Origin of the sequence: Stappia sp. TSB10P1A (assembly GCF_900185725.1) — a bacterium.
GTDB lineage: Bacteria > Pseudomonadota > Alphaproteobacteria > Rhizobiales > Stappiaceae > Stappia.
Genome location: NZ_FYAU01000040.1, coordinates 1 through 14,980 on the forward strand (window position 1 = coordinate 1; position 14,980 = coordinate 14,980).

Annotated in this window: 10 protein-coding genes; 3 read left to right on the forward strand and 7 right to left on the reverse strand. The window is 68.0% G+C overall.

Annotated elements, in window-relative coordinates; genetic code table 11:
• The first annotated feature begins 1,001 nt into the window (after window positions 1–1,001).
• Entirely contained in the window at window positions 1,002–2,972 is a 1,971-nt protein-coding gene (locus tag TSB10P1A_RS22230; RefSeq protein WP_186390162.1) for a M23 family metallopeptidase, read from the forward strand.
• Window positions 2,973–3,074: 102 nt separating this feature from the next.
• Here TSB10P1A_RS22230 and clpB read toward each other — a convergent pair whose 3' ends face one another.
• The 6 genes from clpB to TSB10P1A_RS22260 form a co-directional block, all read right to left on the reverse strand.
• A complete protein-coding gene (gene clpB, locus TSB10P1A_RS22235) occupies window positions 3,075–5,675 on the reverse strand; it encodes an ATP-dependent chaperone ClpB (protein WP_186390163.1) in 2,601 nt (866 codons plus the stop codon).
• Between the two features lie 236 nt (window positions 5,676–5,911).
• The gene (locus TSB10P1A_RS23865; protein ID WP_371515155.1) at window positions 5,912–6,793 is read right to left on the reverse strand and encodes a DUF4167 domain-containing protein; all 882 of its coding nucleotides are present in this window, start codon (window positions 6,791–6,793) and stop codon (window positions 5,912–5,914) included.
• Window positions 6,794–7,093: 300 nt separating this feature from the next.
• Entirely contained in the window at window positions 7,094–7,981 is an 888-nt protein-coding gene (gene prmC, locus TSB10P1A_RS22245; protein WP_186390164.1) for a peptide chain release factor N(5)-glutamine methyltransferase, read from the reverse strand.
• Entirely contained in the window at window positions 7,978–9,051 is a 1,074-nt protein-coding gene (gene prfA / locus TSB10P1A_RS22250; RefSeq protein WP_186390165.1) for a peptide chain release factor 1, read from the reverse strand. The genes prmC and prfA overlap by 4 nt, the downstream gene beginning before the upstream one ends.
• An 82-nt stretch (window positions 9,052–9,133) precedes the next feature.
• Window positions 9,134–11,401: a phosphoenolpyruvate--protein phosphotransferase gene (gene ptsP, locus TSB10P1A_RS22255; protein WP_186390166.1), complete on the reverse strand. Its 2,268-nt coding sequence runs from the start codon at window positions 11,399–11,401 to the stop codon at window positions 9,134–9,136.
• An 85-nt stretch (window positions 11,402–11,486) separates the two neighbouring features.
• Window positions 11,487–12,737, reverse strand: coding sequence for an aspartate kinase (locus TSB10P1A_RS22260; protein WP_186390167.1), 1,251 nt, complete (start codon window positions 12,735–12,737; stop codon window positions 11,487–11,489).
• 167 nt (window positions 12,738–12,904) lie between these two features.
• Between TSB10P1A_RS22260 and ubiG the strand changes: the two genes are divergently transcribed.
• Window positions 12,905–13,669, forward strand: coding sequence for a bifunctional 2-polyprenyl-6-hydroxyphenol methylase/3-demethylubiquinol 3-O-methyltransferase UbiG (ubiG, locus tag TSB10P1A_RS22265; RefSeq protein WP_186390168.1), 765 nt, complete (start codon window positions 12,905–12,907; stop codon window positions 13,667–13,669).
• A 36-nt stretch (window positions 13,670–13,705) separates the two neighbouring features.
• Window positions 13,706–14,401: an alpha/beta fold hydrolase gene (locus tag TSB10P1A_RS22270; protein WP_186390169.1), complete on the forward strand. Its 696-nt coding sequence runs from the start codon at window positions 13,706–13,708 to the stop codon at window positions 14,399–14,401.
• A gap of 12 nt (window positions 14,402–14,413) precedes the next feature.
• Here the strand turns inward: TSB10P1A_RS22270 and TSB10P1A_RS22275 are convergent, their stop codons facing one another.
• Window positions 14,414–14,890 carry a VOC family protein gene (locus tag TSB10P1A_RS22275; RefSeq protein ID WP_186390170.1) on the reverse strand — a complete coding sequence of 159 codons (477 nt, stop codon included), beginning with the start codon at window positions 14,888–14,890 and terminating at the stop codon, window positions 14,414–14,416.
• Window positions 14,891–14,980: the final 90 nt, after the last annotated feature.

Genomic DNA, 14,980 nt, shown 5'->3' on the forward strand with positions numbered 1-14,980 from the left:
CGACAAGAAATCCTGGCACCCCGAAGGGCGCAACCCCATGTCAGTTCGTATCAGGTGATAGCGACAGTCAAAGCCGCCGGTGAACCCCGGCGGCGCCGTCGTTGTGGGAGCTATATACTCACCACCCACCCGGACCGTCAACCCACCTCCGCAAAAAAAATCAAACCAAACCAAAAATCCAATCCAAACCACCAACCCCACTTGGGGAAAACATACCCAACAAACACACAAACCAAAACAATATCAACACACTAACAATATGCACAGGAGAGAGGGCAACGGAAGCGGCGGGGCCTTGAGACCCGGAACCTCGCCGCCGGAACCGGCAAAACCGGCCCCTTGAAGCAGCTCGGCCGCCCCGCAAGCCCCGCTTTCGTGTCATCCGGACGTCATCCTCCCTCCATCCCCCTGCCCTCCCCGGCGCCCATCGTCGGCGCCCATCGTCGGCGCGCCGGCAGCACACGCAGCTTGAAGCACGGCCCCGAAGCACGTTCCCGAAGCACACCAGCGGCACGGCTTCTAACGAGCCCCCGCGCGCAAATGCGCTCCGTGCCTGCGCGGACGGGCACGGGAGACGGCACGGGAGACAGCGCGGCGGGGGCGCCGAGCGGCCAATTCCCGGCACATCGCGAATTGTGGCAAGGTCGCGTCACAAATACGCCAGATTGCTCTTGTCCTTCGGGGTTCCTATGATGCCGCCTGCGCCGCTCCGGCCACACCGGCTCGACCAGCGCCTTTGACTGGCTTTGGCCTGGGCATGCGGGGCATGGTTGGATGCGCGGCTCTTTCTATTGCCGGGCACTGCCGGACACTGTCTGGCCAAGGCCGGGGGGCCTGTTCGCCAGGCCTTCCGGGGCAAGCAGGGATCGCGTCGAACGCCGGGGCAGGCGAGATCGCGAGACGCAGGGACGGGCCGGCAACGGCCTGCAAGAACGAAGGCAGTTGCGGGCCGGTGCCGACGGGCGTCGGCCGCAGGGACCGAGCACGACGAGAAGGACAGGATGCATCTCGGCGCGACACACCGCACCTCGCCGGACCTTGGCGATGAGCCGCCCCTCATGGTCTATGACGAGCGCGACCAGTTGCCGGATCGGCGCCGGGTCAGCTTGCGATGGCTTACGGGCTCGGTCCTGACCGGCCTGACCTCGGTCACGCTGATGGGCGGAGCCCTGTTTGCCGCGCTAGACGGCCAGTACAAGGTCTCGGCGGCGCCCTCGCGCGGCGACCAGCCGGAAGTCACCGCCTCCAGAACCGTCGGCGGCAGCGGCTCCGCCAAGGGCGACCGCGTCATCCGGGCCGCCGCGCAATATTCCAACCGGCATGTCATCCCGGTCTCCACCGTCAACCGCATCGACGGACGCGATCACATCAAGCTGAGGCCCTATGCGCTGGTCACCGCCACGCTTGCCACGCGCGCCTCGCGCGAGACCTCCGAGAACATCCCGCCCTTCAACCCGCTCCAGCTTTTCTCCGATGCCAACGTCATCCCGGCCCGCGCCGTCAGCGATGCGCTCTACGATGCCCGCGTCGAGGGCGAGGTGACGATCAGCACCCGCGACTTCCCGCTCGACAACCCGCTCGCGACCGCCGACAGCGGCTATGAGGAACTGGAGATCGAGCAGTTCGTCCGCCAGTCGGCCCGCTTCCTGGCCGGCAATTCGGTCGACGAGGCCAGCGGACCGGTGATCGATCCGGGCCGCTTCGACTTTCATCTGGCCCAGCAGCCGGAGCTGTCCCGCCTCAGCGTGCGCATCACGCCGGAAAACGTCTCCTTCGTCTCCAAGAGCGAGACCTCCGACATCTATGCCGGCATGGAAGAGAAGATCGTTCCGGTCAGCGGCGAGGAGAGCTTCCAGGACGAGTTGATGGCGAATTACGCGACCGAGGAGGACGCGGCCAGCATCGTCGACGCCTTCGTTCGCGAATACGGCATCGAGAAGCTGGAAATGGGCCAGCGCCTGCGCATCGCGCTCGCTCCCAGCCCGGACGAGGCCGGCCGGCTGCAGCCGCAGCGCGTCAGCCTCTATGCCGACACCGAGCACCGCGCCACCATCGCCCGCTCGGATACGGGGGAGTTCGTCGCGGCCCAGGCGCCCGACACGTTCCTGGCCGATGCCTTCGCCGAGGCCGATCGCGTCGGCTATGCCGGAACCACTCCGACGATCTACGACAGTCTCTACCAGACCGCGCTCGAACAGGAGATGCAGCCGGAGATGATCACCGATCTGGTCCGGATCTTCTCCTTCGACGTCGACTTCAAGTCGCGGGTCAAGCCGGGCGATTCCTTCGAGGTCTTCTACGGCCTGGAGCAGAATGCCGACAACGTTCCGGCCGAGATCCTCTACACGGCCCTGACCACCCGCAGCACCATGCATCGGTTCTACCGGTTCCGCACGCCCGACGACGGGCAGGTCGACTTCTATGACGAGACCGGCAAGAGCGCGAAGAAGTTCCTGATGCGCAAGCCGCTGTCGGGCGGCCAGTTCCGCTCCGGCTTCGGCATGCGCCGCCACCCGATCGTCGGCGTCATGAGGCTGCACAGCGGCGTCGACTGGTCCGCCCAGCGCGGCACGCCGATCATGGCGGCGGGCAACGGCGCCGTCACCAAGGCGCGATGGGTCTCCGGCTATGGCCAGCGCATCGAGCTTCAGCACGCCAACGGCTACGAGACCACCTACAGCCATCTGACCAGCTTCGCCGAGGGCATCCGCGAGGGCGTCAAGGTCAACCAGGGACAGATCATCGGCTATGTCGGCTCGACCGGCCTGTCGACCGGCCCGCATCTTCACTACGAGGTCAAGGTGAACGGCCGCTTCGTGAACCCGATGCGCATCCGCCTGCCGCGCGGACGGGTGCTCGAAGGTGACCTGCTGGCCGCCTTCCACCGCGAGCGCGAGCGCATCGATGCCCTGGTCGAGCGGGCCGCCGGCCCCTCGCGGATTGCCTCCGCCTCGGCCGCCGCCATCAACTGACGGGACGAAACGGTCTGACAGGACGACCTGGCCCGCAGGGCAGAAGACAGAAGGCCCGGGCATCGCTGCCCGGGCCTTTGTCTTTCGGCAGGTGCGAACGGATCAGGCCGCCGCGCTTTCCGATGTCGCCACTTCGAACAGCAGCCGATCCGACCCGGCGGTGGCGACGACCGACTGTCCGTCGGCGACCCGTCCGGCCAGGATCATCTCGGCCAGCGGGTCCTGCACCTCGCGCTGGATCACCCGCTTCAGCGGCCTTGCGCCATAGGCGGGGTCGTAGCCCTTCTCGGCCAGCCAGTCGCGGGCGCCGGCATCCAGGTGCAGGCCGATCTTGCGGTCGGCGAGCAACTTCTCCAGCCGCTTGAGCTGGATGTCGACGATTGCCGCCATCTGCGAGCGCTGCAGGCGGTGGAACAGGATCTGGTCGTCGAGCCGGTTGAGGAATTCCGGCCGGAACGACGCGCGCACCACCGCCATCACCTGGTCGCGCACCGCGGAGGAATCCTCTCCCTCCGGCTGGGCCACCAAATACTCGGCGCCGAGATTCGAAGTCAGCACGATCAGCGTGTTGCGGAAGTCGACCGTCCGGCCCTGACCATCGGTCAGCCGCCCGTCGTCGAGCACCTGCAGCAGCACGTTGAACACGTCGCCATGGGCCTTCTCGATTTCGTCGAACAGCACGACCTGATAGGGCCGCCGCCGCACCGCCTCGGTCAGCGCACCGCCTTCCTCATAGCCGACATAGCCGGGAGGCGCGCCGATCAGCCGGGAGACCGAGTGCTTCTCCATGTATTCCGACATGTCGAGGCGGACCATTGCCGTCTCGTCGTCGAACAGGAACTCCGCCAGCGCCTTGGTCAGCTCGGTCTTGCCGACGCCGGTCGGCCCGAGGAACAGGAACGAGCCGATCGGCCGGTTCGGATCCTGCAGACCGGCCCGCGCCCGGCGCACGGCGGTTGAGACCGCATGCACCGCTTCCTGCTGACCGATGACGCGCCGTGCCAGCTCGTCCTCCATGCGCAGCAGCTTCTCGCGCTCGCCTTCCAGCATTCTGTCGACCGGGATGCCGGTCCAGCGCGACACCACATGGGCGACATGATCGGTGGTCACCGCCTCCTCGACCATCGCCCCGTCGGCGCCACCCCTCGCCTCGACATCGGCCAGGGCCTTTTCGAGCCCGGGAATGACGCCGTAGGCAAGTTCGCCGGCCTTGGCGAGATCGCCCCGGCGCTGCGCCTTTTCCAGATCGATGCGGGCCTGGTCGAGCTGCTCCTTCAGCTTCTGCTCGGACGACAGCTTCTCCTTCTCGCCCTGCCAGCGGGCGGTGAGAGCGTCCGATTCCTCTTCCAGGTCGGCAAGCTCCCCTTCGAGCTTGTCGAGCCGGTCGCGGGCCGCCGGATCGGTCTCCTTCTTCAGCGCCTCGCGCTCGATCTTGAGCTGGATGATCCGCCGGTCGAGCTCGTCCAGTTCCTCCGGCTTGCTGTCGACCTGCATGCGCAGGCGGCTCGCCGCCTCGTCGACCAGGTCGATCGCCTTGTCCGGCAGGAACCGGTCGGTGATGTAGCGGTTGGACAGGGTCGCCGCCGCCACCACCGCCGAATCGGTGATCCGCACGCCGTGATGCAGCTCGTATTTCTCCTTGATGCCGCGCAGGATGGAGATCGTGTCCTCCACCGTCGGCTCATCGACGAAGACCGGCTGGAAGCGCCGCGCCAGCGCCGCGTCCTTCTCTACATACTTGCGGTACTCGTCGAGCGTGGTCGCGCCGACGCAGTGCAGCTCGCCGCGCGCCAGCGCCGGCTTCAAGAGGTTGGAGGCGTCCATGGCGCCATCCGCCTTGCCGGCGCCGACCAGCGTGTGCATCTCGTCGATGAACAGAATGATGCCGCCGGCCGCCGCCTGGACCTCGGACAGAACCGCCTTCAGGCGCTCCTCGAACTCGCCGCGATACTTCGCGCCGGCGATCAGCGAGCCCATGTCGAGGGCAAGCAGCTTCTTGTCCTTCAGGCTCTCCGGCACGTCGCCATTGACGATCCGCAGCGCCAGACCTTCGGCGATCGCCGTCTTGCCGACGCCCGGATCGCCAATCAGCACCGGATTGTTCTTGGTGCGGCGCGACAGCACCTGCATGGTGCGGCGGATCTCGTCGTCGCGGCCGATCACCGGGTCGAGCTTGCCGTCGCGGGCGACCTGGGTCAGGTCGCGGGCATATTTGCTCAGGGCGTCATACTGGCCTTCCGCCGAGGCGGTGTCGGCCTTGCGCCCCTTACGCAGGTCGTTGATCGCCTCGTTGAGCCGCACCGGCGTGACGCCGCCATCGGCAAGCGCCTTGCCGGCGGCGCTGTCCTTGACGATCGCCAGCGCGACCAGCAGCCGCTCCACCGTGACATAGGAATCGCCGGCCTTGTCGGCCAGCTTCTCCGCCTGGTCGAAAACCTGGGCAAGGGCGGGCGAAAGATAGAGCTGTCCGCTGCCGCCCGACACCTTCGGCAAGGTGGCGAGCGCCTTCTCGGTGGCGGCAAGCACATCGCGCGAGCGCCCGCCCGAGCGGTCGATCAGGCCGGCGGCCAGCCCTTCCGGGTCGTCCAGCAGAACCTTCAGAAGATGTTCGGGCGTGAATTGCTGGTGGGATTGGCCAAGCGCCTGGGTCTGCGCCGACTGGACGAACCCGCGCGCCCGCTCCGTGTATTTCTCGAAATCCATGATGACCTCCAGATCCGACAGCCCCCCGCAGCAAGGCCGCCTTTTCGGAATGCGGACCCGCACTGGCATCCGCACGGCCCGATAAGGGCCGCACCCACCATATAGTGTTGCATTTCGAGCACAAAAGAGGGGGGCATTGCGGATCCGGCGCCCGACAGCAAAAAGGCCGCGGAGCGTGCCGCGGCCTTGTCGCTGTGATGTTCGGCGCAGGGGCTCGCCGCGGATCCGTCCTGGGATCAGGCGTCTGTCGGCGCCGCCTCCGCCTCGGCCGGCTTGCGGCTGCGCGGCGCGCGGCGCGCCCGCGGCTTCTTGTCCTCCGGCGCCTCGACGGCAACCTCGGCCTCCGCGGCGGCGGAATGCTCGACGCCGTTCATTTTCTCGTCGGGCGCTCCGGCCTCGCCCTGGGCGGTGCGGTTGCGACGCAGTCCGCGTCCGCGTGCGCCGCGAACCCGGCGGCGTCCCCGGTCGTCGGCATCGCCATCCGCATCGCCTGCATCGTCCTCTGCCTCGGCCTCTGTCGGCTGGCCGGGGAACGACTTGGTGTTGAGGACCGGAATGTCGTCGACGAACGGCTGCGGTGCGTCCACCGGCATGACCGGCTTTGCCGAAGCCTGCGCTCCCCCATCACGGTCACGGTCCCGATCGCGATCGCGATCCCGCTCGCGGCGGTCGGCGCGCTCGGTGCGCTCATTGCGCTCCTCAAGCTCCTCCGCCTCGTCCTCCGCTTCGTCGCCGCGCGGCAGGACCACCGGCTGGTGCATGCTCTGCTGCGCCGCGGCGATGATCCGCAGGTAGTGCTCGGCATGCTGGAGATAGTTCTCCGACATGACGCGATCACCGGCTGCCGACGCGTCGCGGGCGAGCTGCTGATACTTCTCGGCTACATGATGCGCCGTTCCGCGGATCTTGACGTCGGGACCGTTCGATTCATACGTCCGCGAAAGCGGATTCGGTCCCTTGCGGCCACGGCCGCGGATGCGCTTGTTGCTCTGATTTCCTGGTCTCATTCTGCCGTTAACTCTCAAGAACGGCGACCGGCAAATCCGGTCAGGAGTCCGGCTCTCGGGGAGCCGGCGCCATGAAACGCAACCGCACGAAGCCGGTGTTGCGTGGGCCAATCAAGAGACCTTCAGCGGACCGCGAAACGGCACATGCCGCTCAATCCCGCTTGACTCTAAGGGTTCATCTTGAACAGACCGATGCCGAGTGATCCCGGGACCCTGCGGTCCTTCGGGCATCCTTGCCGACGGTGAGTCCCGTCATGCGATGCGAGATCTGGCCGGAACGAAAAGCCTCGATAACTTTCGAACTGCCCACCCGTGGCTTTTAACGCCACCCCCGTCGGGTCTCGGCGAGGTGAACCTAGCCCGTTCCGTCCGGTTTTCCAAGCGTCTTTTTTACAAGCCCCGGATCTGCCGCTATTTTGCAACACAGCGTAGCCGCAAGACCCTGTCGCATCCGGCAAGGTCTTGAAATATCGCGATATCGTCGAACCCCGCCGACTGTGCCAATGCCGCAACGGCAAGCGCCTGGGAGGCGCCGATCTCCAGAAACACCGGCGCGAATCGGACAAGACGCTCCCGCGCCTGCGGCAGGATCGCACGATAGGCATCGAGTCCGTCCTCGCCGGCAAACAGCGCCGCGTGGGGATCGTACTGCCGCACTTCCCGGGACAGGCCGGATTCTTCCGTAAGGGAAATATAGGGCGGATTCGAGACAAGGAAATCCAGTCCCGGCGCCAGCATCGCGGCAAAATCGCCCCGGCAGGCGAGAAACCGTGCTCCGACACCGTTGCGCCGGGCGTTGTCGCGCGCCGTTGCCAAAGCGCCGGGCGCCAGGTCGGAGGCCACCGCCACGGCCTTCGGCAGCTCGCTCAGCAAGGCCACGGCGATCGCCCCGCTGCCCGTGCCGAGATCGGCGAAGCGGTACGGGTGGTCCCGTCCCTTGCCCTCGTCGCACCAGGCCAGCACCGCCTCCACCAGCCGCTCGGTATCGGGGCGCGGCTCCAGCACCTCGCGCGACAGGGCGAAGGGGAGCCCCCAGAACTCGCGCGCACCCAGGATCCGTCCGACCGGCTCGCCGGCGAGCCGGCGCGCGATATGGCTGTCCGCCAGAGCCAGCGCCGCCTCGCCGATCTCCCGCTCGGGATCGGTGAGCGGCACGGCCGGCTCGACACCCGCCGCAGCAGCAACGAGCAGCCGCGCGTCGAGGGCCGCCGCCGCAACGCCCGCCTCGGCAAGACGCGCCCGCGCCTCGCGGCACAGGGTACCGAGCCGCCGGTCGCGCGGGTTCGAGCTCGAGCTCACAGCCCTTCCGCCGCCAGCAGGGTCGCCTGGTGGTCGAGCGCCAGCGGCTCGATCACGTCGTCGAGCGCCTCGCCGCCGATCACCTCGGGCAGCTTGTACAGCGTCAGGCCGATCCGGTGGTCGGTCACCCGCCCTTGCGGGAAGTTGTAGGTGCGGATGCGCTCCGACCGGTCGCCCGATCCCACCTGCAGGCGGCGGGCCTCCGTCCGTTCGCTCGCCAGCCGGGCGCGTTCCTCGTCGAAGATGCGGGCGCGCAGGAGCTGAAGCGCCTTGGCCTTGTTCTTGTGCTGCGAGCGCTCGTCCTGCACGGCGACGACGATGCCGGTCGGCATATGGGTGATGCGCACCGCCGAATCGGTGGTGTTGACGTGCTGGCCGCCGGCGCCGGAGGCGCGGAACGTATCGATCCGCAGATCGGCATCGTTGATCTGCACATCCACGTCCTCGGCCTGCGGCAGCACCGCCACCGTTGCCGCCGAGGTGTGGATACGCCCGCCCGATTCGGTCTCCGGCACCCGCTGCACCCGGTGCACGCCGGATTCGAACTTCAGCCGGGCGAAGACCTGGTCGCCGGCAACGGACGCAATCACTTCCTTGAAGCCGCCGACCTCGCCCTCGCTCGCCGACAGGATCTCGACCTTCCATCCCTTCAACTGGGCATAGCGCTGGTACATGCGGAAGAGATCGCCGGCAAAGAGCGCCGCCTCATCGCCCCCCGTTCCGGCCCGCACCTCGAGAATGACGTTGCGGTCGTCCGCCACGTCCTTCGGCAGGAAGCCGATGCGCACCGCCTGCGCCAAGGCCTCGACGCGTTCGCGCAAGTCGTCCCGTTCGATCTCGGCAAGCTCGCGCATCTCCGCGTCGGCGGCCGGGTCGGTCAGCATCGCCTCGACGCCCGCCAGTTCCGCCTCCGCCTTGCGCAGCGCGGTGATGCGCGCGGCCAGCGGCTCCAGTTCGGCATAGTCGCGCGCCAGCCGGACATAGGTCTCCGGGTCCGGATTCTGGGTCATCCGGTATTCCAGTTCGGCGACACGCGTCAGCAGCGCATCCAGTTTGTCCGCCGGGATCATGGCGTTGCGATCCTCAAGATGGGGGAAGGAAGGCCCTTGCGGGCCGAAGCAGGCCTGGCGCGCAGGGTCGCTGGCAGGCTCGCTACAAGGCGACATCCGTGTCGGAGGCAAAGCGCCGCAGGAAGCCGCGGATATCGGCAGCAGCCGCCGGCTCGTCCAGCCTCGGCAGCAGGCGCGCGGCAAGCCGACCGACATCAAGGGTGCGGACCATCGCCTTCACCGGTCCGAGCGCCGAGGCCGACATCGACAGATGGCGATAGCCGAGCGCGGCAAGCGCCATCGCCTCCAGCGGCCGACCGGCGATCTCGCCGCACACGGTCACCGGCGTGGCATAGGCATTGGCCTTGTCGACGATATGTTTCAGCGCCCGCAGGAAGGCCGGACTCATCGTGTCGAAGCGGCCGGCGACCCGGGTGTTGCCCCGGTCGACGGCGCTGAAGAACTGGAACAGGTCGTTCGAGCCGATCGAGACGAAATCGACCGCCTGATAGAGTTCGTCGAGCTGATACAGCAGCGACGGCACCTCGATCATCACGCCGAGCATCAAGCGCTCGGGCACCGGATAGCCGTGCCGGCGCAGATGCTTCAGCTCCCGCTCCACCACGCCGCGCGCCTTGTGGAACTCGGCGACCTCGGTGACCATCGGGAACATCAGCTTCAGGTCGCGGCCGGACGCGGCATGCAGCAGGGCGCGCACCTGGGTGCGCAGGATGCCCGGCCGGTCGAGGCCGAAGCGGATCGCCCGCCAGCCCATCGCCGGGTTTTCCTCCTGGATCGCCCGCAGATAGGGCAGCACCTTGTCGCCGCCGATGTCGAGCGTGCGGAAGGTCACCGGCCGCCCGCCGGCCGCATCCAGCACCTGCCGGTAATAGTCGCGCTGCTCGCTCATCCTGGGGAAGGCGGAGGCGACCATGAACTGCAATTCGGTGCGGAACAGGCCGACGCCGCTCGCCCCCGATTCCGCCACGGCCGGCAGGTCGACCAGGAGGCCGGCGTTGAGTTGCAGCGAGATGTCGATGCCGTCGCGGCTGATCGACGGCTTGTTGCGCAGCCGCCGGTATTGCGCCTGGCGGCGGGCGCGGAAGCGCACCTTCTCCGCATAGGCGTTCTCGATATCGGGCGCCGGGCGCAGATGCACCTGGCCGCTTTCGCCGTCGACGATGATCGGGTCGCCGGTTTCCGCAAGGCTGACGAGATTGTCCGCAAGCCCGACCGCGGCAATGCCGAGCGCCCGCGCGACGATGGTGACGTGGCTGGTCGGGCCGCCCTCCTCCAGCGCGATCGCGCGGATGCGCTCGCGGCCATAGTCGAGCAGTTCCGCCGCGCCCATGTTGCGGGCGATGATCACCGCGTCCTGCGGCAGGGTTTCCGACAAGGGCCCGTGCTGGCGGCCCATCAGCTCGCGGATCAGCCGATGCGCGAGGTCATCGAGGTCGTGCAGCCGCTCGCGCAGATAGGGGTCGGTCTGGCGCAGCATGCGCGCCCGCGTGTCCGACTGCACCTTCTCCACCGCCGCCTCGGCGGTCAGGCCGTTGTTGATCGCTTCCTCGATCTTGCGGATCCAGCCCCGGTCATGGGCGAACATCCGATAGGCCTCGAGCACGTCGCGATGCTCGCCATGCTGGGCGAAGTCGCCGGAATTGAGGAGATCGTCGAGCGAGATCCGCAGCCGGTTTATCGCCCGCTCCAGCCGCTCCAGCTCGACGCCGGCATCCTCGGCGATCAGGTTGGTGACCACGACGCGCGGCTCGTGCAGCACCACATGGCCAAGGCCGACCCCGTCGGACAGCGCCACGCCCTGGAAATGCATCGGCCGCGTCAGGTCGAGCTTGGTGCCCTGCTGGACGATGGCCTCCAACTCGCCGGCGGCGACCATCTCGGCGATCACCATCGCCGTGGTCTGCAGCGCCTCCACCTCATCCTCGAAATAGGTCCGGTGCGACTGGTTCTGGACGACGAGCACGCCGAGCGTCCGCCCCGCGCGCAGGATCGGCACGCCGAGGAAGGAGTTGTAGGCCTCCTCGCCGGTTTCCGGGCGATAGGCGAAGGCGGGATGCGCCTGGGCGTTGGGCAGGTTGAGCGGCCGGGCATCGGCAGCGATCAGGCCGACCAGACCCTCGCCGACCTTCAGGCTGGTCTTGTGGACCGCGTCGCGGTTGAGGCCCTCGGTGGCGTAAAGCTCGAGCACGCCATCGGCGCGCAGGATGTAGACGGAGCAGACCTCGGCCACCACATTGGCCGCGATCAGCACCACGATCTTGTCCAGCCGCTCCTGCGCGTTGATCGGCTCCGCCATGACCTCGCGGAGGCGCCGCAACAGTACGCGCGGCCCGGCGAGAGTGCTCCGCATCACCCGTCAGATCCTTTCCGCACCACCGTCAGGGGCCAGCGGGTCCGAAGGCCCGCATCGCGAGGCGGCAGGTGCCGCGGATCGCTTACCCGTCCAAATCGTATAGCGAATGGAGAGTCCGCACCGCAAGCTCGGTATAGGCGGAATCGATGAGAACCGAGATCTTGATCTCCGACGTCGTGATGGCGCGGATGTTGATCCCCTTCTCGGCGAGGCCCTGGAAGCAGCGCGCGGCGATGCCCGCATGCGAGCGCATGCCCATGCCGATCACCGAGACCTTGACCACGTCGCGCGCGCCCTCGATCGCCTGGTAGCCGATCAGTTCCTTCTTGTCGCGCAGCACCGCGAAGGCACGGTCGTAATCGCTCTCCGGCACCGTGAAGGTGATGTCGGTGGTGCGCCCGTCCGGCGAGATGTTCTGGACGATCATGTCGACATTGATGTTGGCATCGGCCAGCGAGCCGAACACGGCGCTGGCGACGCCCGGCTTGTCGGCCACGTTGCGGATGGAAATCTGCGCCTCGTCCTTCGCAAAGGCGATGCCGGTTACCACTTGCTGTTCCACGATCTCGTCCTCGTCGCAGATGAGTGTGCCCGGGGGCAGGCCGCCCGCGCCGAGCTGCGGCGCATCCGGGTCGTCGAAGCTGGAGCGCACGAAGGTGCGCACGCCGTGAACCATGGCCATCTCGACCGAGCGCACCTGCAGCACCTTGGCGCCGAGCGAGGCCATTTCGAGCATTTCCTCGAAGGCGATGCGCTCCAGGCGGCGGGCGCGCGGCACGATGCGCGGATCGGTGGTGTAGACGCCGTCCACATCCGTGTAGATGTCGCAGCGGTCGGCGCGGATCGCCGCGGCCAGCGCCACCGCGCTGGTGTCGGAGCCGCCGCGCCCGAGCGTCGCGATGCGGTTGTCGGGGGCGACCCCCTGGAACCCGGCGACCACCGCCACCTGGCCCTTGTCGAGCCGCTCGATCAGCCGGTTGCCGTCGATGTCGGTGATGCGGGCGGCGCCGTGCTGGGCGTCGGTCTTCAGCGGGATCTGCCAACCCTGCCAGGACCGGGCCTCGACGCCCATGTCCTGCAGCACGATGGCGAGGAGGCCGCTCGTCACCTGTTCGCCCGACGACACGACCGCGTCATATTCGCGGGCATCATGCAAGAGCGACGCCTCGCGGCACAGGCCGACCAGCTTGTTGGTCTCGCCCGCCATGGCGGAGACGACCACCGCCACCTGATGGCCGGCGTCGACCTCCCGTTTCACATGCCGCGCCACGTTGCGGATGCGTTCGAGATTTGCGACGGAGGTTCCGCCGAACTTGAGAACCAGACGGGCCATGGGCTGTATTATGTCGTCTTCGAGAAGGTGAGCGTCGGCCGCCGGAACAGCGGGCCGGATCGGGCGACATCCATACAGACTGCGGCCCGCCGCCGCAACTGCCACGCTTGACAAAGCGCCTGCGACAATCGACCAAACCTGCAAGGGAAACCCGAAAGGACAGCAGCATGAGCGCCGCACAGACCGGAGCCGGCGGAGCCGGCAGCACCGTTGACGACGCCGAGGTCGCCCGCTTCTCGGCGATGGCCGCCGAATGGTGGGACCCGGCCGGCAAGTTCCGCCCGCTGCACAAGTTCAATCCGGTGCGCCTTGCCTATATCAAGCGCCAGGTCAGCGCCCATTTCGGCCGCGACGAGAAGGCCGCCGATGCCTTTTCCGGCCTGCGCCTGCTCGACATCGGCTGCGGCGGCGGCCTGCTCAGCGAGCCGATGGCCCGGCTCGGCGCGCAGGTCACCGGCGCCGACGCCTCGGCGACCAATATCGAGGTGGCGAAGATCCACGCCGCCGGCTCCGGCCTTGCCATCGACTACCGCGCGACGACGGCCGAGGCGCTGGCGGCGGCGGGCGAGCGCTTCGACGTCGTCCTCAACATGGAGGTGGTCGAGCATGTCGCCGACGTGCCGCTCTATCTCCGGGCCTGCGCGCAATTGGTGAAGCCCGGCGGGCTGATGTTCGTCGCAACGATCAACCGCACGCTGAAGGCCTATGCGCTGGCAATCGTCGGGGCGGAATATGTCCTGCGCTGGCTGCCGCGCGGCACCCACTCCTACGAGAAACTGGTGCGCCCGCAGGAGCTGCTGGAGCCATTGGCGGCGGCGGGATTGCGGGAGGTCGAGCGCTGCGGCGTCTCCTTCGATCCCTTGCGCGACCGCTGGCAGGAGACCTCCGACACCGACGTCAACTACATGATGCTGTTCGCCCGCCCCGCCTGACACCCCCCGCCTGATACGGCACCGCAGGAGACCCCGATGGATCCGCTCGTCCTTGTCCCCGGCCTGCTCTGCACCGAGGCGCTCTACGCCCCGCAGATCGGCGATCTGGCCGGCGCCGACGCCGTCATTTCGGTCGCAGATCACCGCCAGGACGACACCATCGCGGCGATCGCCACCCGGCTGCTGGCGGCGGCGCCGCCGCGCTTTGCCCTCGCCGGCCTGTCGATGGGCGGCTACATCGCGATGGAAGTGATGCGCCGGGCGCCGGACCGGGTCACGCGGCTGATGCTGCTGGACACCTCCGCGCGCCCCGACAGCGCGGAGCAGACGGCGAACCGCCGCCGCCTGATGGCGCTGGCCGACAGCGGCCGCTTCGACCAGGTGACGCCCGCGCTGTTTCCCCTGTTCGTCCATGAAGACCGGCAGGAGGACGCGGCGCTGCGCGAGATCGTCACGCAGATGGCGGCCGCGACCGGGCCGCAGGCCTTCATCCGCCAGCAGAGCGCGATCCTCGGCCGGCCGGATTCGCGCCCCTCCCTCGCCGCCATCGCCTGCCCGACCACCATCGTCGTCGGCGACGGCGACCGGCTGACGCCGCCGGAGCTGGCGCGCGAGATGCGGGAGCTGATCCCCGGCGGCCGTCTGGAAGTCATGGCCGGCGCCGGACACCTGCCGACGCTGGAGACGCCGGGCGCCGTCACCGCCGTGATGCGCGACTGGCTGGGCGCCTGACCGGCGCCCGCCTTATCGTGCCGCTGCCGCGGCCTCGAGCCCGGCAATGTCCATCTTGACCATGGTGAGCATGGCTTCGGCGACGCGCTTGGCCACCGCCGGATCCGGATCGTTCATCAGCTCGGTGAGCCGGCGCGGCGTGATCTGCCAATAGAGGCCCCAGCGGTCGCGCAGCCAGCCGCATTGCTGGATCTCGCCGCCGTCCGAGAGACCATCCCACAGCCGGTCGACCTCCGCCTGATCCTCACATTCCACCATCACCGAGAACGTGTGGTTGAAGGCCCAGGGCGCCTCCGCCTCGATCGCCCGGTAGCGCTGGTCGCCGAGCCGGAAGGCGGCGATCTTGACGCTGCCGGCCGGTCCCGCGGGAGACTCCGCCGGCAGCGCCGACGTCCATTCGACGGCCGATCCGGGAATCAGCCGGGTATAGGTTTCAAGCGCTCCGGCCATGTCGGCCCGGAACCACAAATGCTGGATAATGCTTGCCATCGTTTTCTCCGCCCCCACGCCATCGTTTTCTCCGCCCCCACCTTGCGCCCCTTTCCCCCACCTTGCGCCCCTTTCCCGCGGCTTGCGCCC